Raw genomic sequence first — 18689 nt, 5'->3', positions numbered from 1 at the left:
GCGGACTCCGCAGGAGGCTCTACGTGTACGACGGCACGACCCGTCCCCCCTTTTCTTCCCCCGCCGCCCGGCGGCGCCGGTTCCGGCGCGTCGCGGCACCTGCGGTGGCCCTGGCCCTGTCCGCCGTCCTGCTGGGCGGCTGCGGCACGGCGCGGGACACCGCGGGTGACGCGGAGCCCGCGGCCACCGCGGCGAAAGGTTTCCCGGTCACCATCGACAACTGCGGCATCCGTACCACCTACCGGAAGCCGCCCTCCCGGGTCCTCACCATCCACCAGCACCCCGCCGAACTGATGCTGGCGCTGGGACTCGAGGACCGCATGATCGGCACCGCCTTCCCCGACTCGGCCGTCCTGCCGGAGCTGCGCAAGGACTACGAGGCGCTGCCGAAACTGGCGAAGAAGGAGCCGTCCTTCGAGACCGTTCTGGAAGCCGATCCGGACCTCGTCTACGGCGGGTACGCCAGCGCCTTCGCCGAGAACGAGGGCCGCTCGCGCAAGGCGTTCGCCGACGCCGGGATCAACACCTACCTCAACCGCGAGTACTGCGGGAAGAAGCAGGTGTCCATGCAGGACGCGTACGACGAGGTCCGCACCGTCGGCAGCATCTTCGGCATCCGGGAACGGGCCGACAAGCTGGCCGCCGACCTCAAGGCGCGGGTGGACCGGGCCACCGGGGCGGTCAAGGGCGCCCCCGCCGTACCGGTCTTCGTGTACGACAGCGGCGACAAGGCGGCCTTCACCGCCGGCGGCAAGAGCCTCGGCACCGAGATCATCCAGCTCGCGGGCGGCCGGAACGTGTTCGCGGACCTGGACAAGGTCTTCGGGGACGCGTCCTGGGAGCAGGTAGTCGACCGGAAGCCCGAGGTCATCGCGATCTACGACTACGCGGGGGCCGGGAGCGTCGAGCAGAAGAAGAAGTTCCTGCTGTCGCAGCCCGCGCTGGCCGACGTGCCCGCGGTCAAGAACAAGCGGTTCGTCGTCCTGCCGCTGACCGCGACCCTGGTGGGGGTGCGGCCGCCGTACGCGGTGGAGGAGCTGGCCCGCGCCCTGCACCCCGAGCGGTTCCGGTGACCGCCGCCGGGACGGCGGTCGTCCGCGAGCACCGGCACGAGACGCCGCCGCGCCGCCGGTCCTTCGCCGTCACCCTCGTCGTTCTCGGGGTGTTGCTGCTGGTCTCCGCCACGGCGGGGATGGCGATCGGGTCGGTGCACGTGCCGCCCGGCGAGGTGTGGGGCATCGTGACCCACGCGCTGGGCGCCGACCTGCCGGACCCGGGGTGGTCCCGGGCGCGCGAGACCATCGTGCTGGACGTACGGGCTCCGCGGGTGGCGCTCGGCGCGGTGACGGGCGCGGGACTCGCGGTGATCGGTACGGCCATGCAGGCACTGGTCCGCAACCCGCTGGCGGAGCCGTATCTGCTGGGTGTCTCCTCGGGGGCGTCCCTGGGCGCCGTCATGGTGATCGTCTTCGGGGTGAGCCTGTTCGGTCCGGTGTCGCTGTCGGCCGCCGCCTTCGCCGGCGCGCTGCTGACCCTGCTGCTCGTCTACACGACGGCGCGTACCGGCGGGCGCATCACCTCGGTACGGCTGGTGCTGTCGGGAGTGGCGATGGCGGCGGTCCTCACGGCGGTGATGGACATCCTGCTGCTGACCTCCGACCGGGGCAACGAGGCCCGGGCGGTCCTCGCCTGGACCCTCGGGGGCCTCGGCGGGGTGCAGTGGGGCACGTTGTGGCTGCCGGGCCTGGCGCTGCTGCTGGGCATCGCCGTCCTGCTCGTCCAGGCACGGTCGCTGAACCTGCTGCTGGCGGGCGAGGAGGCCGCCACCACGATGGGGCTGGACGTGGCCCGGTTCCGGGCCCGGATGTTCGTCCTGCTCTCGCTCGTCACCGGCGTCCTGGTGGCCGCGGCCGGACCGATCGGCTTCGTGGGCCTGATGCTGCCGCACGTGGTGCGCCTGTTCGTGGGCGGTGACCACCGCCGGGTGCTGCCCGCCGCCGCACTGGCCGGCGCGGTGTTCCTGATCTGGGCCGACATCGCGGCGCGTACCGTCGCCGCGCCCATGGAGATCCCCGTCGGTGTGCTGACCGCACTGTGCGGCGGACCGTTCTTCCTGTGGCTGATGCGCCGGGACGCCCGCCGTACCGTGCACCGAGGAGTGGCATGAGCGCGACCGAACTGACCGTCGACGGCCTCACGCTCACCGCCGGGGCACACCGTCTGGTGCGCGACGTGTCCCTGACCGCCCGGCCCGGCGAGGTGGTCGGCCTGGTCGGGCCCAACGGCAGCGGCAAGTCCAGCCTGCTGCGCGCCGTCTACCGGGTGCTGCGGCCCGACGCGGGGCAGGTCCGGGTGGACGGCACGGACGCCTGGTCGCTGCCGGTGCGGCGGCTGGCCCGCACGGTGGCCGCCGTGGTGCAGGAGTCGGCCGCCGACTTCGACCTGACCGTGCGCGAGGTCGTCGCGATGGGCCGCACACCGCACAAGCGGCTGCTGGACGGAGACAGCGCCGAGGACGCCTCACTGGTGGCGTGGGCTCTGGAGTCGGTGGACGCGGCCGGGCTGACGGACCGGTCCTTCGACCGGCTCTCCGGCGGCGAGCGCCAGCGGGTGCTCATCGCCCGTGCCCTGGCCCAGCGGCCCTCCCTGCTGGTCCTCGACGAGCCGACCAACCACCTGGACGTACGGCATCAGTTGACGGTGCTCGGCATCCTGCGCGGGCTGCCCGCCACGGCCCTGGTGGCACTGCACGATCTCAACCTCGCCGCGTACTACTGCGATCGCCTGTACGTCCTGTGCGAGGGGCAGGTCACGGCATCAGGGCCACCCGCCGAGGTGCTGACCGAGGAGCTGCTGGCCGAGGTGTACGGCGTGACGGCCGAGGTCACCGTCAGTCCGCGTACGGGTGCGCCGCAGGTGTCGTTCCTGCCCGGGGAACGCGACCGGCCGGCCGTGGCGGTGCCGGGGCCCTCCGGTTCCTGAGTGGCCGGGGCGGTGCCGGGGCAGTCGGATCGGGCGGTCGCGGGTCACTCGGGTTCCTGAGCGGCCGGGGTGGTCGCGGGTCACTCCGGTTCCTGGCCGGCCGGGGCGGTCGCGGGCGGCTCGTCCGGCCGGGGCCGCCCGCCGTCGTGTCCGGAGAGGACCACGGCCAGCAGCCCGACGATCACGGCGGCGGCAGCGGCCCGGCCCGCGGCCCGGGCCGTCCAGCGCAGCGGCGCGGCCTCCGCCTGCCGACCGGGCGCCCCCAGGCGCTCGGCCCGCCGCGCGGGACGCAGCAGCCGGAGCAGGAGCAGCACCGCGACGGGCAGTTGGAGCAGCCACAGGACGGTACGCGGCCACTCGTCGTACCAGACGTTGGTGCCGTACAGCAGCGTGTGCCAGACGCTCAGCACGTACACGACGATCACGAAGCGGTGCAGTCGGCGCCAGGCGTTCGCGCCGATGCGGTGCCGGACGTAGAAGAGCAGCCCCAGCGGGACGGCGAGATACAGGGCGCCCTGGCCGATGGGGATGGCCAGCTTGCCGGTCCCCGAGTCGTACCAGCCCGGCACGAACGTGTCGGCGAACGCCGACCACAGGCGCGCCACCCAGGCCGTCCCGCCCGCGTCGCGCACCAGTTCTGCACCGAACATCAGGGCGTGCGCGAGCATCAGCGCCATCGTCGTCAGGCTCGTGGTGCGGTGCCAGCGCTCCAGCACGGCCCGGGAAACCGGCAGCCTGCCGGGCCGGGGGCCGGACAGCAGCAACCCTAGGATGACCGTTCCCCACGACCAGAGCAGCCCCGACCAGCCGAACGCCTGGCTGAGCAGATACATCCAGTAGGTGCCGGGGTCGTTCATGAAGGGCATGACCGCGACCGTCGCGGACGCGCCGGACCGCATCCGCAGGTACAGGAAGACGAACACGGCGACGGTGACCACCACCGCGGCACCGGCGTCGGGAAGGGCCGCCTTGAGGTCGGCACGCAGCGGGACGCGGCCGGCGGTGCGTCTGTCCCGCACCGGCGCCGGCGGCGGTGGCGTACTGCCGCGGCCTGTTGTTTCGGGGTGCATGCGGGGCCCTTCGGACAGCTGTCACCAACGCGTTGTACGTGCCGTACAAGTGTGGCTGGAGAGGTGGGCGTTGTTGAGGAACTATCCAGCCAGAGCAGGCGTCATCCGGCCGGAGCAGGCGTCGCCGCCGTCCTCGCCACCCCTGCCGCCGCCGCTGCCGTCCCTGCCGTCCACGGGCCGGGCCACTCCCCCTGTGGAGGTACGGGGAAGCGGCCGGGCCGTCCTCAGGCGCCGCGCGCCGCGCTCACTGCTTGCGGGCCTGGTTGAAGCGCAGCATGTTGCCGGACGGGTCACGGAAGGCGCAGTCGCGGACGCCGTACGGCTGGTCGACCGGCTCCTGGAGCACCTCCCCGCCCGCGGCGCGGATGCGCTCGAAGGTGGCGTCGCAGTCGCCGGTCGTGAAGATGACGGCCCGCAGCAGGCCCTTGGCCAGGAGTTCCGCCATGGCCTCGCGGTCGGCGGGCGAGGCGTTCGGGTCCGCGAGAGGCGGTTCGAGGACGATGTTCACGTCGGGCTGCGACGGTGCGCCGACGGTCACCCAGCGCATCCCCTCGAAGCTGACGTCGTTGCGCACCTCCAGGCCGAGCACATCCCGGTAGAAGGCGAGCGCCTTGTCATGGTCGTCGACGGCGATGAAGCAGGTCGAAAGGCTGATATCCATACGGACAACGCTACGGGCGGGGAGCGGGCCGCGCTTCTCCGTTCCTGACCGGTCGCGTGTAGATCTTGGCGTAACAGGCGGGGATGGCGGCGCCGTCGTCGTGGCGGCGGGCCCGGTACGCGCTCGGGCTCTCGCCCACCAGCTCGGTGAACCGCGAGCTGAACGACCCCAGCGAGGTACAGCCGACCGCGAAGCAGACCTCCGTCACCGACAGGTCGCCCCGCCGCAGCAGCGCCTTGGCCCGCTCGATGCGGCGGGTCATGAGGTAGCTGTACGGCGTCTCACCGAAGGCCGCGCGGAAGCTGCGGGAGAAGTGGCCCGCCGACATGAGCGCGGTGCGCGCCAGTGCCGGGACGTCGAGCGGCTGCGCGTACTCGCGGTCCATCAGGTCACGGGCCCGGCGGAGCCGGACGAGGTCCTCCAAGGTCACGGAGCCATCATCCCACGGTGGGAGGGGGCCCGCCCGGCCGGACGAAGGATGTGCCTCTTGCGCAAAGGTCTCCGCGGCGGCCTCCGGGAGCAGCCCGGAGGGCGCACCTGGTCCCGCCCGGAACAGTGATGCGCACGCCCTCGAAGCGCGGAAGGACACAGACCGCAGAGGCACCGTGACGCGGAGTCCACAAGCCCTACAGAAGAGACATAACACCTGAACACATGTACACTTGTCGAACGAAGCCCCGCGGTTCCCCCGTCCGCGGGGCTTCGTCATGTCCGCGTGCCGTCAGGCGGTGGAAGCCGGGACGGCGTGATGCCAGAGTCCCGTCATGACTCCCGCTGATGACTCCTTCCGTTCGCCCGGTGTCACTTCCGAGACATCCGCCGAACACAACTCCCCCGCATGCGACCGCCATTCCGCCGCACGCGTCCGCGACGCCGCCGCCTTCCCCGGGCAATTCGCCCGGACCCGGCGCTTCTCCCTCGGCGTGCCGCGTCAGTTCGGCGTCTCCCCCGACGGCCGCCGTGTGCTCTTCGTCCGTACGGGCGGGGGCAGCGACTCCGTGGGCCGGCTGTGGGTGTACGAGGGCGGTGCGGAGCGGGTGCTGATCGATCCGGTGGCGCTGGGAGCCGCCCCGGCCACAGAGTCCGAAAAGACCGCAGAGACGGAAGAGGCGCAGCTACCCGAGGCCGAGCGGGCCCGGCGCGAGCGGGCACGGGAGCATTCCACCGGTGTCGTGGGGTATGCGACCGACGCGGCGGCGCGCGTGGTGGCCTGCGCGCTCTCGGGCGCACTGTGGGTGGTGTGTACGGACGAAGGCGCCCCCGTCCGCGTACGGACCGCCGGGCCGGTCGTCGACCCCCGGCCCTCTCCGGACGGGCGGCTGGTGGCGTACGTGACCGATGGATCGCTGCACGTCGTCACCCTGGAGCACGGAAAGGACCGGCAACTGGCGGCCACCGAAGGGCCGGACGTCACCTACGGCCTGCCCGAGTACGTGGCCGCCGAATCGATGGGCCGCTCGCGCGGCTACTGGTGGGCCCCGGACAGCCGTCACCTCCTGGTGGCCAGGGTGGACACGTCCGGCGTGGAACGGCGCTACATCAGCGATCCGGCGCACCCCGAACGGCCGCCGCGCGCGATGGCCTACCCCTCGGCCGGGACGGCCAACGCGGAGGTGTCGCTCCACATCGTGCCGGTGGCCGCCACCGGGGAACGGCGTGTCGAGGTGGCGTGGGACCGGGCCGCGTACGTCTACCTCGTCAGCGCCCGGTGGGACGGCCACGGGCCGCTCATCGGCGTACAGACCCGCGATCAGCGGACGCTGCGCACTCTGGCGGTCGACCCCGGCACCGGCGCGACCCGGACGCTGTACGAACGCACCGACCCCGCCTGGACCGAGATCGTGCCCGGCACCCCGGCCCGTACGGCATCGGGGGCCCTGGTCCTGCCCGAGGACACGCCCGGCACCCGCCACCTGAACGTCGGCCGCACCACCGTGACGCCACCCGGACTACAGGTGCGGGAGGTCGTCGCCGTGGAAGGCGAGCAGGTGTGGTTCACCGCCGACGAGGAGCCGACGGAGGTGCATGTGTGGCGGTGGGCCCCGGCGGACGGCCTGACCCGGTTGAGCAATGGGCCTGGGCTCTTCACGGCCGCCGCCGGGGGCGGCACGGTGGTCCTCAGCGGGCTCACACCGGAGGGACCGGTCGTCGAGGTGCGGGGCTCCGGGCCGGAGGCAGCGGTCGGGGCCGCCCGGGCTGCCGGGACCGCCGGAACCACCAGGGCCGTCAGGACCAGCGGGGCCGTCGGGGCCGTCGGGGCCGTCGGGGCCGTCGGGGCCGTCGGGACCATCGCCTCGCTCGGTGAGGAGCCGGTCGTCACCCCGCGCCCGGAGCACCTCCTCCTGGGGCGGCGGGAGGTGCGCGGTGCGCTGTATCTGCCCTCCTGGCACGAGCCCGGTACGGGCACACTGCCGGTGCTCCTCTCCCCGTACGGAGGCCCGGGCATCCAGCTCGCCGTACGGGCCCGCACCTGGTCCGCCTGTGTGGCGCAGTGGTTCGCCGAGGAGGGCTTCGCCGTACTGGTCGCGGACGGCCGCGGCACCCCCGGCCGGGGCCCGGCCTGGGAGAAGGCCGTCCACGGCGATCAGCTCACCCCCGCCCTGGAGGACCAGACCGACGCGCTGCACGCTGCCGCCGCGCGCTTCGCGGACCTGGATCTGTCACGAGTGGCGATCCGCGGCTGGTCGTTCGGCGGCTTCCTGGCCGCCGCTGCCGTCCTGCACCGTCCCGACGTGTTCCACGCGGCGGTCGCCGGTGCCCCGCCCACGGACCAGCGGCTGTACGACACCCACTGGAAGGAACGTTACCTCGGCCACCCCCAGGAGACACCGGACCACTACACCCGTTCCTCCCTGGTGGGCCACGGCCACCTGCTGCGCCGTCCGCTGCTGCTCGTCCAAGGGCTGGCGGACGACAACGTGGCCCCTGCCCACACCTTGCGCTTCTCCGCCGAACTGCTGTCCGCCGGCCGGCAGCACAGCGTGCTGCCGCTGCCCGGAGCGGGACACGCGCCCGCCGACGCGGCGGTCAACGAGAACCTGCTGCGCTTCGAACGTGATTTCCTCCGCTCGGCACTCGACAGAAGCTGAACGCGCGCGCCCGCCCGCCCGTATGGAACTTCCACAACGCCCAGGGGACGCACGCGCCACGTGACACGCACCGATCACGGCACCCGGCGGCCCCTGGGCCACCGACAGTTGGAGGCACCCCATGACTCGGCAGACATCGACAGGGCGGCGCACGGACGCGCGGACGACACGCCGTACGGTCGTCGCGGCGGCCGGCGCGGCAGGACTGGCCGCCGCGCTCGCGGCCTGTGGGAACGGCTCGGACGGGTACGGCGACAGCGCCTCGTCCGCACCGCCCGACACCTCGGGGAGCGCCGGGGGTGACGGGTCGAAGAACGGCGACACGGAGCCCGGCGGCAAGGATCCGGGGAGCGCGGGCACCGGCGCCGCCGGGGGCGTGCTGGCCAGGACCGCGGACATCCCCGAGGGCGGCGGCAAGGTCTTCAAGGACCGCAAGGTCGTGGTGACCCAGCCCGCCAAGGGCGAGTTCAAGGCGTTCTCGGCGGTCTGCCGGCATCAGGGGTGCCTGGTGAACGAGGTGGCGGACGGCACGATCAACTGTCCCTGCCACGGCAGCACCTACGCCATCGACGACGGCAGCGTACGCAAGGGGCCCGCCACTCAGGGGCTCGTCGCGGCGAAGGTGAGTGTGGAAGGCGACTCGATCAAGCTGGGGTGACCGGGTGGTCCGGGGGCGGTGGTCGGGCTTGGCGGCGGGCCCGGTGGCGGGTCCGGCGGTACGTCCGCAGTGGGTCCGCCGGTCGGCTCGGTGGCGGGCCCGGTGGCCGCGCCCGTCAGGCGGTCACTCGGCCACGGTCCGGGGGCCGGGCGTCCGAGAGCCGGGGGTTCGGGGGCCGGGCGTTCGGGGGCCGGGCGTCCGGCTCCGTGTCCCGCTCCAGCAGGCGAGCAGGTCACCGGTGGTGGTGACGGTGGCGACGAGAGCGAGGGTGTGCCGGACCATCGCCGCGGTGTAGTCGGCCGGCACGCCGGCGATGGCGTCGGCGGGCACCACCGCCGTGTACCCGAGGTTGACCGCGTCGAAGACGGCGTTCGGGATCGCCACGTTCGCCGACACCCCGACGATGACGAGGGTGCGGCACCCGAGATTGCGCAGCAGCGGGTCCACGTCCGTACCGGCGAGTGGCGACAGCCCGTGCAGCCTGCGGACGATCAGGTCGTCCTCGGAGACGGGCACCGGCTCGGCGACCCGTACCGCGGTCGTCCCGACGACCTGCTGTACGGGCAGCCGCTCGGCTGCGGCGAACAGGCGCGCGTTGCGGTTGGCGCCCCGGCCGTCCGGGCGGCGCTCGGCGACGGCGTGCAGCACCTGTACGCCGACGTCGTGCGCGGCCCCGACCAGCCGCGCCACCCGGACGAGGGCCCCGGACGCGCGGGCCGCCTCGGCCAGTTCCGGCAGCGCGCCGTCCGGCCCGACGACGCCGCGCTGGCACTCGACGGTGAGCAGGGCCGTCGTCGCCGGATCGGTCTCTGCCAGGAGGCGGGCACCCGATGCCATCGTCTCGTCCCTTCCCGGGGGGCGGTCTTCGCAAGGCGGTCGTAAGGCGGTCGTCGCAAGCCGAAGCCGTGCCGTCGTACCGCGGCGGCGCGGGGCCGGCACGGCGCCTCGCCGAGCCGCGCGAGCGTAGCCGCCATTGCGCCGGCACGGAAGAGGCCGGATGATTCCTGGCACCTGATTCTGACACCCAGTCAGCCGTACGGCGGAGGTGGACGACGGATGACCGGCACACAGCGGCGTGGACGCCGCATCATGATGACGCCGCACGAACGGGACACCTTCCTGACGGAGCAGCGCACGTGCCGGGTGGCCACCGTGGGCGCGGACGGCACGCCGCACGTCGGTGCCCTCTGGTTCGCCTGGGACGGCACGGCCCTCTGGCTGTACTCGATCACCCGCAGCAAGCGCTGGGCCCAGCTGCGCGAAAATCCGCGGATCGCGGTGGTCGTCGACGACGGGCACGACTACGGGGAGCTGCGCGGGGTGGAGCTGACCGGTAGCGCGGCTTTCGTCGGCGAAGTACCGCGAACGGGTGATGCCTGCGCGGAACTGGACGTGCCGGAGCGGTTGTTCTCCGCCAAGTACTTCGGCGGACTCGGCCTGGAACGGATGCCGCACGACGGCCGGCACGCCTGGCTGCGGCTGGTCCCGGAAGCCGTCGTGTCCTGGGACTTCCGCAAGATGCCGGGGTGAGCGGACCGCGCCGGACGCCCGCCGCGCCCCGGTGCACCCTGGTACGGCGGCCCGGTCGCACTCCCACGCGGCGCCGCCCGATCGCGTTGTCGGTGGTCTCTGACACAGTGGTGTGGTCGGCCCGTTCCAGCAGGTCCGGGGCGGCACCGACGTGCGACGAACAGAACGAGGGAGACCTGGTGAACGTGCTCTTTCCGGCGCTGAGCGACGCGTCGCCGCAGCCCGCGCTGCGCTTCGGCGAGCGGGCGCTCAGTTACCGCCAGTTGGCCGCGGTCGCGGGCCGGCTCGCCGAGCGCCTCGACGGCGAGATCCGGGTGGCCGTCTGGGCCACGCCCACCCTGGAGACCGCGGTCGCGGTGGTGGCCGCGCTGCTCGCCGGGGTGCCCGCGGTGCCCGTCAACCCGAAGATCGGGGAGAGCGAGCTGGCGCACATCGTGTCGGACAGCGGGCCGACGCTCGTCCTGGCCGAGCCGGACGCCGAGCTCCCCGGTGCGCTGGCCGCCCTGCCCCGCCTCGACGTCGTCCCCACCACCGACGACGAGGAGGTTCCGCCCCTCCCGTACGAGCCGGGCGCCGAGTCCGCCGCTCTCGTCGTCTACACCTCCGGCACGACGGGCCCGCCCAAGGGCGTCGTGCTCCCCCGCCGGGCGCTCGCGCACACGCTGGACGCGCTGGCGGAGGTGTGGCAGTGGACCGCCGACGACGTCCTCGTGCACGGTCTGCCGCTGTTCCACGTGCACGGCCTCGTGCTGGGCGTCCTCGGGCCGCTGCGGCGCGGCGGCAGCGTGCACCACCTGGGCCGGTTCAGCACCGAGGGCGTCGTCCGGGAGCTGACCGCTGACGGCACGATGCTGTTCGGCGTACCGACGATGTACCACCGCCTGGCCGTCGAAGCGGGCGAGAACCCCGCGCTCGCCAAGGCCCTGGGCCGGGCCCGCCTCCTGGTGTCCGGCTCGGCGGCACTGCCGCGCGCCGACCACGAGCGGCTCGCCGCGGCCGCCGGGTGCCGGGTCATCGAGCGGTACGGCATGACCGAGACGCTGATGAACACGAGCGTGCGGGCCGACGGCGAGCCCGCGCCCGGCAGCGTCGGCGTACCGCTGCCCGGTGTGTACGTCCGGCTCGTCGACGAGTCCGGCCGGGCCGTCGAGGCGAGCGACGGCGAGACGGTCGGCGAGATCCAGGTCCGCGGCCCCAACCTGTTCGTCGAGTACCTCAACCGCCCGGACGCCACGGCCGCGGCCTTCGACGGCGGCTGGTTCCGTACCGGCGACATGGCCACCCGCGACGCGGCGGGGAACTACCGCATCGTGGGCCGCAAGGCCACCGACCTCATCAAGAGCGGCGGCTACAAGATCGGCGCGGGCGAGATCGAGAACGCCCTGCTGGAGCACCCGGGCGTCGGCGAGGCCGCCGTGACGGGCGAGCCGGACGAGGACCTGGGCGAGCGCATCGTCGCCTGGATCGTGCCGGCGCCGGCGGCCGAGGGCGCCGCCGTACCGTCCGACACCGAGCTGATCGACCACGTGGCCCGGCAGCTTGCACCCCACAAGCGCCCGCGCGTGGTCCGTTTCCTCGAAGCCCTGCCCCGCAACGACATGGGCAAGGTACTGAAACGGGACCTCCGTGCGTAGCGAGGAGCCGGGGAGCGGTTCCGGCGACGCGGGTGGCGCTTCGGTCGGCAGCGGGGACACGCGCGGGCGGCCCGTACCCGCCGGTCCGTCGCCGCGCTGGTCCGCACGCGAGGCGATCGCCGTGGTGACGGCCGACTTCGCGGAGTTTCCCGCACCGGAGGCGGAGCCGCAGCCGGGCTCGGGTTCGGACTCGGGTTCGGGCGCCGGTGGCGCCGCCGGGACGTCGGACGGTCCGGCGGCAGTCGTGCCCTACGACGACGGGCCGCTCGACTGGGACGGTTACGGCTCCGCGCGGCAGCGGGCGCGGGAACGGACCGGTGAGAGCGAGTCCGTGGTCTGCGGCACCGCCCGAGTCGCCGGTGTGGAGACCGTCCTGGTCTCCTTCGAGTTCGGCTTCCTCGGCGGGTCCCTCGGGGAGCGTACGGGTGATCGGCTGGTGGCCGCCTGGGACCGCGCCCGCGAGCTGCGCCTGCCGGTCGTGACGCTGATCGCCACGGGCGGCAGCCGGATGCAGGAGGGTATGCGGGCCCTGACTCAGCTCCAGCGGGTGGCCGGCCGGTCCGCGCTGAACCGGGCGGCGGGCCTCCCCCAGATCGCCGTCCTCCGCGATCCGACGACCGGCGGCGGCTGGGCGACGCTCGGCGCGGGCGCGGACGTCGTGCTCGCGCTGCCGGGCGCGCAGGTCGGCTTCGCGGGCTCACGCGTGCGCCCGGCGGACGCCGACCCGTATGCGTACAGCGCCGAGGGCGAGGTGGCGGCCGGACAGGCCGACGCGGTCGTCCCGCCGGACGAAGTGCGCGCGGCCCTCGGCCGCTGGCTGCGGCTGCTGTCGCCAGGATGCGACGGGGCATCGGCGGCGGGTGCGGCGCCGGACGCGGCGCCGCACCTGACGGCGAACGTGACGCCGGGCGCCACGCCGGACACGACAGCGGACGTGACGGCGGGCACCGCGCCGGACGTGACGGCGGGCACGTCAGCGGACCAGGACGTGGCCGCCGGAGCAGCCCCGGCCGGAGCGGCCCCTACCGGACCAACCCCGACCGAGTCGGTTCCCGCCGGACCGGCCCCCGCCGCCACGGCCCCGGCCCAAGCGGCCCCCGCCGAAACGGCCCCCGCCACCGCAGACCCAGCCGGAGTCGCCCCCTCCGTAGCTTCCCCCACCACAGCGGCCGCCCCGCCCCCGTACGCACTCGGCACCGCCGGGCTCCCCGGGTCCGGATGGGAGGCGGTGCGTTCGGCCCGCGATGTGCGGCGCCCGCGTGCCGTGGCGTATCTGGAGGCGTACTTCGACTGGCGCGAGGAGATCAGCGGCGACCGCTGCGGCGGCACCGACCCGGGCATACGCTGCGGATTCGGCCGACGCGACGGGCGCACGATCGCGTTCGCCGCCCAGTGCGGCACGGCCGTGCGCCCTGCGGGATTCCGTACGGCCGCCCGGCTGATCCGGCTGGCGGACCGGCTCGGCATACCGGTGCTCACCCTCATCGACACCCCGGGCGCGGCCAACGACGCGGCTGCGGAGCGGGCCGGCGCGGGCGCCGCCATCGCGGACGTCTTCACCGCGCTGGCCTCGGTCCGTACGCCCGTCACCTCGCTGCTGATCGGGGAAGGCGGATCCGGCGGGGCGCTGGCGCTGGCCGCACCGGGCCGGCTGTGGGCGACGCCGGACAGCTACTTCTCCGTCATCGCCCCGGAAGCCGCCGCCGCCATCCTCAAGCGCGACGCGGACGCGGTACGCGGCACGGCCGACCAACTCCGGATACGTCCCCAGGACTTGCTTGACCTGGGATTGATCCAGGGTATCGTCCCGCCTCCCCCATCCCGGTGACGCGACGGCGGCCCTTGCATCGCCCTGCCCGCATGGAGGCCCCGGGGCGTCCGACCGCCGGATGCGGACTCGGCGGACGCGGGGGATGTCGTCGGCGTCCTGGAGGTCGGCGACCTCGGCGTGCGCGGCCTCGATCGCCTCGGGGTACGCCTCTTTCTTCTCGTGTTCGGCGAGCGCGCGGTAGATGCTGGCGACGCCGGGTGTCTGGCCCTCGCGCTTGCCGGTGGGGATGATCAGGTCGGGCTGGATCTGCTCGACGGACTCGCCGTTCGCCCGGCGCCGCAGCACGGCGTGCGGCATGTCCTCGGTGATGACGGGTGGCCGACCGCCGTGCGTGCCCTTGCGGGCCGCCGCGTCGAGCCCTTCGAGGGTCGACGCCGCTACCCCGCCTCTACCGGGCCGCTCCCGAACCTTCAGCGCCCTTCGATCTCCTCGCCCGCCGCGCGCAACGCGGCGACCGCGGCACGGATGGACGGCCTCCGGTCGGCGTCGGCACGCCAGATCGCGTAGACGTGCCGCCGCATCGTGTGGCGTACGGGCACCACGCGCACACCATCCGGCACCGGCCCCCGCCCCAGCCGGGGCGCCACCGCGACCCCCAGCCCGGCTCCGATCAGCGCCAGTTGGGTGTGGTGCTCCTCCACCATGTGCGCGATGCGCGGCTCGATCCCCTGGCCGCGCAGGGTGAACATCAGCCAGTCGTGGCAGAACTCGCCCTGCGGCCAGGAGACCCACTCGTCATCGGCCAGCTCCGCCAGTTCGACCGAGTCGCGGTGCGCCAGCGGGTGGTCGGCCGGCATGGCGACATCGGCCGGGTCGTTCAGGATCGGCACCTTCGCCAGGCCTTCGGGCAGCGAGAGCGGCCGATTGTGCCAGTCCAGCACGACACCCAGGTCGATGTCGCCGCGCACCACGCACCGCACCGAGGCTTCCGGCTCCATCTCCCGCAGCAACGGGCGGAGTTGGGGGTGCGCGGTACGGAGCCCGGCCAGCGCGGCGGGAAACAGTCCACGTGCCGCGGTAGGGAAGGCGCCGAGCCGCAGCTCACCGACGGCCTGACCGCGGTGCGCCTCCAGCTCCGCCTGGGCCAGCTCGACCTGCGAGAGGATCCGTACGGCATGGTCGGCCAGCAGCCGGCCGGCGTCGGTCAGCCGCACGCCGCGGCCGTTCTTGGCCAGGAGCTGCTGGCCCGTCTCCCGCTCCAGCTTGGCGAGCTGCTGGGAGACGGCGGAGGTGGTCACATGCAGCCCGTCCGCCGCCGCACTCACCGAGCCGTGCCGGGCCACCGCACTCAGCGTCCGCAAGCGATCAAGGTTCAACATCTAAGCAATGCTAAGCGATACACCCCACGAAAACTCGCTTGTGCTACAAGATCACCGAGCCGCATCGTAGCCCCATGAGCACCGCCGCCGCCCGTTCCGGAGCCCACCCAGCCGAGACGAACCCCACCGCTCCCGGACCCACCGAAACGCCCCCACCCTCACTCCCGCCCCGCTCCACCACCTCAGGTCACTCCGCCGCGCCCCGGGGTGGGGCACGCCGCACCCTCGACTGGCGCCTGCGGTTCGGCATCCTGAGCCTGGTCTGGGGATTCAGCTTCCTGTTCATCAAGGTCGGCACACAGGGGTACGCACCTCTGCACGTCACCTTCGGCCGACTGGCGTTCGGTTCGGCGGTGCTCGTCGCCGTACTGGTCGCCAAGCGGGAGCGGCTGCCCGGCTCCGCGCGGACGTGGGGTCATCTGACGGTCGCCGCCTTCTTCCTCAACGCCCTCCCCTTCTCCCTCTTCGCCTACGCCGAGTTGACCATCCCCTCCACCCTGGCGGGCATCTGCAACGCCAGCTCCCCGCTGTGGGGTATGGCTCTCTCCCTGGTCGCCCTCTCCGAGGACCGGCCCACCCGCCGTCGCGTCGCGGGGCTCGGCCTCGGTTTCCTGGGCGTACTGACCGTGCTCGGTGCCTGGCAGGGGTTCTCCGGAACGGATCCGACGGGCACCGCGATGGCTCTGGGAGCATCGCTGAGCTACCCCATCGGCTGGATCTACGTCCGGCGCACCCTGGCCGGCACCAAGGTCTCCAACGTCGCGCTCTCCGGCACCCAGATGCTCCTCGCCACGGCCCAGGCCGGCCTGGTGGCCGCGCTCTTCACCTCGGCCCCGGCCGCCTACCCTGTCGTCCCCCTCCTCGCCGTCGTCGCGCTCGGCGCCCTGGGCACCGGGGTCGCCTTCCTGCTGCAGTACGGGCTGGTGGCGGAGGTGGGACCCACCACCGCTCAGATGGTCACCTACTTCGTCCCCGTAATCGCCACCGCGGCCGGCGTCGCCCTGCTCGGCGAGCAGCTCAGCTGGAACACTCCCGTCGGCGCGCTGATCATTCTGGCAGGTGCCGCGCTGACCCGGAGCCGCACCCGCCGCACCACTTAGCGAGGGCCCGACCCGGCGGCGTGTTCGGTCATCTCGGCCGTCAGCGCCCACCGTTCGTGGTCGCGCCACGCGCCGTCCACGTACTGGAAGCGCGGGGAGCAGCCCTCCAGCCGGAAGCCCAGCCGCTCGACGAGCCGGGCGGAGGGGGCGTTGCCGGGCTGGATGTTGGCTTCCAGCCGGTGCAGGCCCAGCTCGGTGAAGGCGTACCGGATGACGAGGCGGACCCCCTCGGTCATATAGCCGTGCCCGGTGGTGGACGCGTAGGCGACGTAACCGAGGGCTCCGCTCTGGATGCCGCCCCGCACGATGTTGTTGATGTTGACGCCGCCGACGATCGCACCGCTCTCCCGGAGGCACACCACGAAGCCCTCATGGGCCGGCTGGTCGAACTTGGCGACGTACGCGCGGAACGCCTCCTCCGTGGTGTCCCGCGCGGGGACCCACGGGTGGTGCAGCGCGGCGCTCTCGCGGTCGAGGACCGCGATCTCCGCACGGTCCTGGACGGAGATCCGCCGGACAGCCACCCGCGGACCACAAACAAGGAAGCTCTGATCAGGCATCGTGCGATCGTAACCAGCACCGTTCCCCCTCATACAGCCAGTCGGCCAGTCAGCCGATCGGCGCAGCAACCAGTCGCCCAGTCAGTCAGCCGGCAAGTCAGTCAGCCGGCAAGTCAGTCAGCCGGCCCGCGGGCACCTGCCAGGATGCGGTGTCCCGCCGGCCGGCCCTCGTGGCTCCCCTCGGCCGCGGCACCCACGCTCCCGCGCCCGCTTCAGTCGTAACGGCGCGCCTCCTTCCGTTCGACGGCGGAAGCGACGACGTCCGCCAGGCTCAGCAGTTCCTCCTCCGTGAGGCCCGCGATGGTGACGCGTATGCCGGGCGGTGAGTCCATACGGAAGCGCGCCCCGGGCGCGACGGCCCAGCCCGCGTGCAACAGCCGGGCGACCACGCCGGTTTCGTCGGGCACCGGGATCCATACGTTCATCCCACTGCGCCCCCGCGCCCGGATGCCGCGGGCCGCCAAGGCGTCGATCAACGTGGTCCGGCGTCGGCCGTACGCGTCCGCGACGGCCTTCGGGTCGACCGCTCCCGTACGCCACAGGTGCACCACCGCGTCCTGCAAGAGGTGGCTCACCCAGCCGGGCCCGATCCGCTGGCGCCCGCGCACCCGGTCCACCGTCACGGCATCCCCGGTCAGCACGGCGAGCCGCAGGTCGGGGCCGTACGCCTTGGCCGTGGAGCGGACCAGCGCCCAGTGGTCCGTGGCGCCTGCGAGCGGATGCAGCGGGAGGTCGACGATGTCGTGGCCGTGATCGTCCTCCACCAGCAGCACGTCCCGATGGTCCGCCAGCACCTCGCGCAACTCCCGGGACCGGGCGGCACTGAGCACGGCACCCGTCGGATTCTGCGCCCGGTCCGTGACGACCAGGGCCCTGGCGCCGTCGCGCACCGCCCGGCCGACCTGCTCGGGCAGCGGCCCTTCGTCGTCCACCGCGACCGGAACGGCCCGCAGCCCGAGGCCGGGGATCAGGTCCAGCAGGCTCCCCCAGCCCGGGTCCTCGACCGCGACCGTGTCACCAGGACGCAGATGCACACCGAGCACCCGCTCCATCGCGTCCAGCGCCCCGGAGGTGACGGCGATCGACCCGCCCGGCACCCCGTCCGCCTCGAAGGCGGCGCGGGCCATCCGCTCCAGCTCCGTGCCGACGGCGGGGGCCCCGTACAGCGTGGGGCGCTCCGCACTGCGGGCGGCGGCCGCGGCCAGTGCCTGCCCGAGAGCGGGCAGCAGCGCGGGGTCGGGATTCCCGGCGGCCGCGTCGCGCACACCGGGCGGCACGGGCCCCAGCGCCGCCTCGCGGACCGTACTGACCGGCCGCGGGCGCACCCGGCTGCCGCGGCGGCCCGCGGTCTCGATCACTCCGCGGTCCCGCAGTGTCCGGTACGCGGACGCCACCGTGTTGGGATTGACCTCCAGATAGACAGCCAACTCCCGCATGGGGGGCAGGACTTCACCCGGTTGGAGCTCGCCCGCACCGACGGCTCGCTCGACACTGGCGGCAATTTCCGATGCGCGCCGCCCTTCGATCCGATACTCTCCTAGCACAAAACACATTATGCACTAGTGCAATGGAGTCCGCAATGCCCCAGGCGCCCAAGGAGCTGTCCTTCACCCGGACGGAGCGCACCGTGCCGACCCGTGCCCGCGAGCGCGCCACCTACGACCACGAGACCGTGCACGCCATCCTCGACGCCGGCTACCTGTGCCACCTCGGTTTCGTCCGCGACGGCGCCCCCGTCGTCCTGCCCACGCTCTACGGCCGGGTCGGCCAGCGCCTCTACCTGCACGGCTCGACCGGTTCCCGTCCGCTCCGCATGGCCGGCGAGACAGACGGCCCCGGCCTGCCCGTGTGCGTCACCGTCACCCACGTCGACGGCCTGGTGCTGGCCAAGTCCGCCTTCCACCACTCGATCAACTACCGCAGCGTCGTCGTGCACGGCATCGCCCACCAGGTCACCGAGCACGACGAGAAGACCGCCGCGCTCGACGCACTGGTCGACCAGGTCGTGCCCGGCCGGGCCGCCGACTCCCGGCCGGCCAACGCCAAGGAGCTGGCCGCCACCGCCGTCATCCGCCTCGACCTGGACGAGGTCTCCGCCAAGATCCGCACCGGCGGCCCCAACGACGAGCCCGCCGACCTGCCACTCCCCCACTGGAGCGGCGTTCTGCCGGTCGCCCCCCGGTACGGGGCCCCCGTCCCGGCCGACGACCTCGACCCGGGCATCCCCGAGCCCGCCTACCTCTCGGCCCGCTGAA

17 protein-coding genes are annotated in these 18689 nt (G+C 73.5%); 10 read left to right on the top strand and 7 right to left on the bottom strand.

The window, feature by feature from the left end:
• The first annotated feature begins 23 nt into the window (after positions 1-23).
• The 3 genes from ACZ4QV_RS37395 to ACZ4QV_RS37385 are packed head-to-tail and all read left to right on the top strand — an operon-like array spanning position 24 to position 2982.
• The gene (locus ACZ4QV_RS37395) at positions 24-1073 is read left to right on the top strand and encodes an ABC transporter substrate-binding protein (protein WP_361159327.1); all 1050 of its coding nucleotides are present in this window, start codon (positions 24-26) and stop codon (positions 1071-1073) included.
• Positions 1070-2167 (top strand): FecCD family ABC transporter permease, encoded by a 1098-nt coding sequence (locus tag ACZ4QV_RS37390; protein WP_361617775.1) that lies wholly within the window; start codon positions 1070-1072, stop codon positions 2165-2167. Before ACZ4QV_RS37395 ends, ACZ4QV_RS37390 begins: the two co-directional genes overlap by 4 nt.
• Complete coding sequence (locus ACZ4QV_RS37385) at positions 2164-2982, top strand: ABC transporter ATP-binding protein (RefSeq protein WP_361617777.1); 819 nt, start codon at positions 2164-2166, stop codon at positions 2980-2982. Before ACZ4QV_RS37390 ends, ACZ4QV_RS37385 begins: the two co-directional genes overlap by 4 nt.
• Positions 2983-3062: 80 nt before the next feature.
• Here the strand turns inward: ACZ4QV_RS37385 and ACZ4QV_RS37380 are convergent, their stop codons facing one another.
• The 3 genes from ACZ4QV_RS37380 to ACZ4QV_RS37370 all read right to left on the bottom strand — a co-directional run bounded on the left by ACZ4QV_RS37380 (position 3063) and on the right by ACZ4QV_RS37370 (position 5143).
• Entirely contained in the window at positions 3063-4052 is a 990-nt protein-coding gene (locus tag ACZ4QV_RS37380; protein ID WP_361617779.1) for a ferric reductase-like transmembrane domain-containing protein, read from the bottom strand.
• A gap of 244 nt (positions 4053-4296) precedes the next feature.
• The gene (locus ACZ4QV_RS37375) at positions 4297-4713 is read right to left on the bottom strand and encodes a VOC family protein (RefSeq protein WP_361159339.1); all 417 of its coding nucleotides are present in this window, start codon (positions 4711-4713) and stop codon (positions 4297-4299) included.
• A gap of 10 nt (positions 4714-4723) precedes the next feature.
• Positions 4724-5143, bottom strand: coding sequence for a helix-turn-helix transcriptional regulator (locus tag ACZ4QV_RS37370; protein WP_361617782.1), 420 nt, complete (start codon positions 5141-5143; stop codon positions 4724-4726).
• A 334-nt stretch (positions 5144-5477) separates the two neighbouring features.
• On the opposite strand from ACZ4QV_RS37370, the gene ACZ4QV_RS37365 reads away from it, so the two are divergent.
• Entirely contained in the window at positions 5478-7802 is a 2325-nt protein-coding gene (locus ACZ4QV_RS37365) for a S9 family peptidase (RefSeq protein ID WP_361617785.1), read from the top strand.
• A 121-nt stretch (positions 7803-7923) separates the two neighbouring features.
• Positions 7924-8460: a Rieske (2Fe-2S) protein gene (locus ACZ4QV_RS37360; RefSeq protein WP_361159346.1), complete on the top strand. Its 537-nt coding sequence runs from the start codon at positions 7924-7926 to the stop codon at positions 8458-8460.
• Between the two features lie 123 nt (positions 8461-8583).
• On the opposite strand, the gene ACZ4QV_RS37355 is transcribed toward ACZ4QV_RS37360, so the two are convergent.
• Complete coding sequence (locus ACZ4QV_RS37355) at positions 8584-9297, bottom strand: cysteine hydrolase family protein (protein ID WP_361617788.1); 714 nt, start codon at positions 9295-9297, stop codon at positions 8584-8586.
• Positions 9298-9516: 219 nt separating this feature from the next.
• Here ACZ4QV_RS37355 and ACZ4QV_RS37350 point away from each other — a divergent pair, with 219 nt between their 5' ends.
• The 3 genes from ACZ4QV_RS37350 (at position 9517) to ACZ4QV_RS37340 (ending at position 13452) form a co-directional block, all read left to right on the top strand.
• Positions 9517-9990, top strand: a complete 474-nt coding sequence (locus ACZ4QV_RS37350; RefSeq protein ID WP_361159352.1) for a pyridoxamine 5'-phosphate oxidase family protein — start codon at positions 9517-9519, stop codon at positions 9988-9990.
• 179 nt (positions 9991-10169) lie between these two features.
• Entirely contained in the window at positions 10170-11624 is a 1455-nt protein-coding gene (locus ACZ4QV_RS37345) for an acyl-CoA synthetase (protein ID WP_361159355.1), read from the top strand.
• Positions 11625-11739: 115 nt separating this feature from the next.
• Positions 11740-13452: a carboxyl transferase domain-containing protein gene (locus ACZ4QV_RS37340; RefSeq protein ID WP_467764066.1), complete on the top strand. Its 1713-nt coding sequence runs from the start codon at positions 11740-11742 to the stop codon at positions 13450-13452.
• 413 nt (positions 13453-13865) lie between these two features.
• On the opposite strand, the gene ACZ4QV_RS37335 is transcribed toward ACZ4QV_RS37340, so the two are convergent.
• On the bottom strand, positions 13866-14774 hold the full coding sequence (locus ACZ4QV_RS37335; RefSeq protein ID WP_361159358.1) for a LysR family transcriptional regulator: 909 nt from the start codon (positions 14772-14774) through the stop codon (positions 13866-13868).
• 74 nt (positions 14775-14848) lie between these two features.
• Here ACZ4QV_RS37335 and ACZ4QV_RS37330 point away from each other — a divergent pair, with 74 nt between their 5' ends.
• Positions 14849-15874 (top strand): DMT family transporter, encoded by a 1026-nt coding sequence (locus ACZ4QV_RS37330; protein WP_361590651.1) that lies wholly within the window; start codon positions 14849-14851, stop codon positions 15872-15874.
• On the opposite strand, the gene ACZ4QV_RS37325 is transcribed toward ACZ4QV_RS37330, so the two are convergent.
• Positions 15871-16434 carry a GNAT family N-acetyltransferase gene (locus ACZ4QV_RS37325; RefSeq protein WP_361159364.1) on the bottom strand — a complete coding sequence of 188 codons (564 nt, stop codon included), beginning with the start codon at positions 16432-16434 and terminating at the stop codon, positions 15871-15873. The two genes, ACZ4QV_RS37330 and ACZ4QV_RS37325, sit on opposite strands and share 4 nt — an antisense overlap.
• A 212-nt stretch (positions 16435-16646) precedes the next feature.
• Positions 16647-17978 carry an aminotransferase class I/II-fold pyridoxal phosphate-dependent enzyme gene (locus ACZ4QV_RS37320; RefSeq protein ID WP_361159367.1) on the bottom strand — a complete coding sequence of 444 codons (1332 nt, stop codon included), beginning with the start codon at positions 17976-17978 and terminating at the stop codon, positions 16647-16649.
• Between the two features lie 35 nt (positions 17979-18013).
• On the opposite strand from ACZ4QV_RS37320, the gene ACZ4QV_RS37315 reads away from it, so the two are divergent.
• Complete coding sequence (locus ACZ4QV_RS37315) at positions 18014-18688, top strand: pyridoxamine 5'-phosphate oxidase family protein (protein WP_467764062.1); 675 nt, start codon at positions 18014-18016, stop codon at positions 18686-18688.
• The last annotated feature ends 1 nt before the right edge of the window (position 18689 follow it).

It is taken from the genome of Streptomyces sp. NPDC026394, assembly GCF_055567735.1.
The sequence above is the reverse complement of the archived record's forward strand: the minus strand, read 5'-3'. Positions and strand labels throughout refer to the sequence as shown.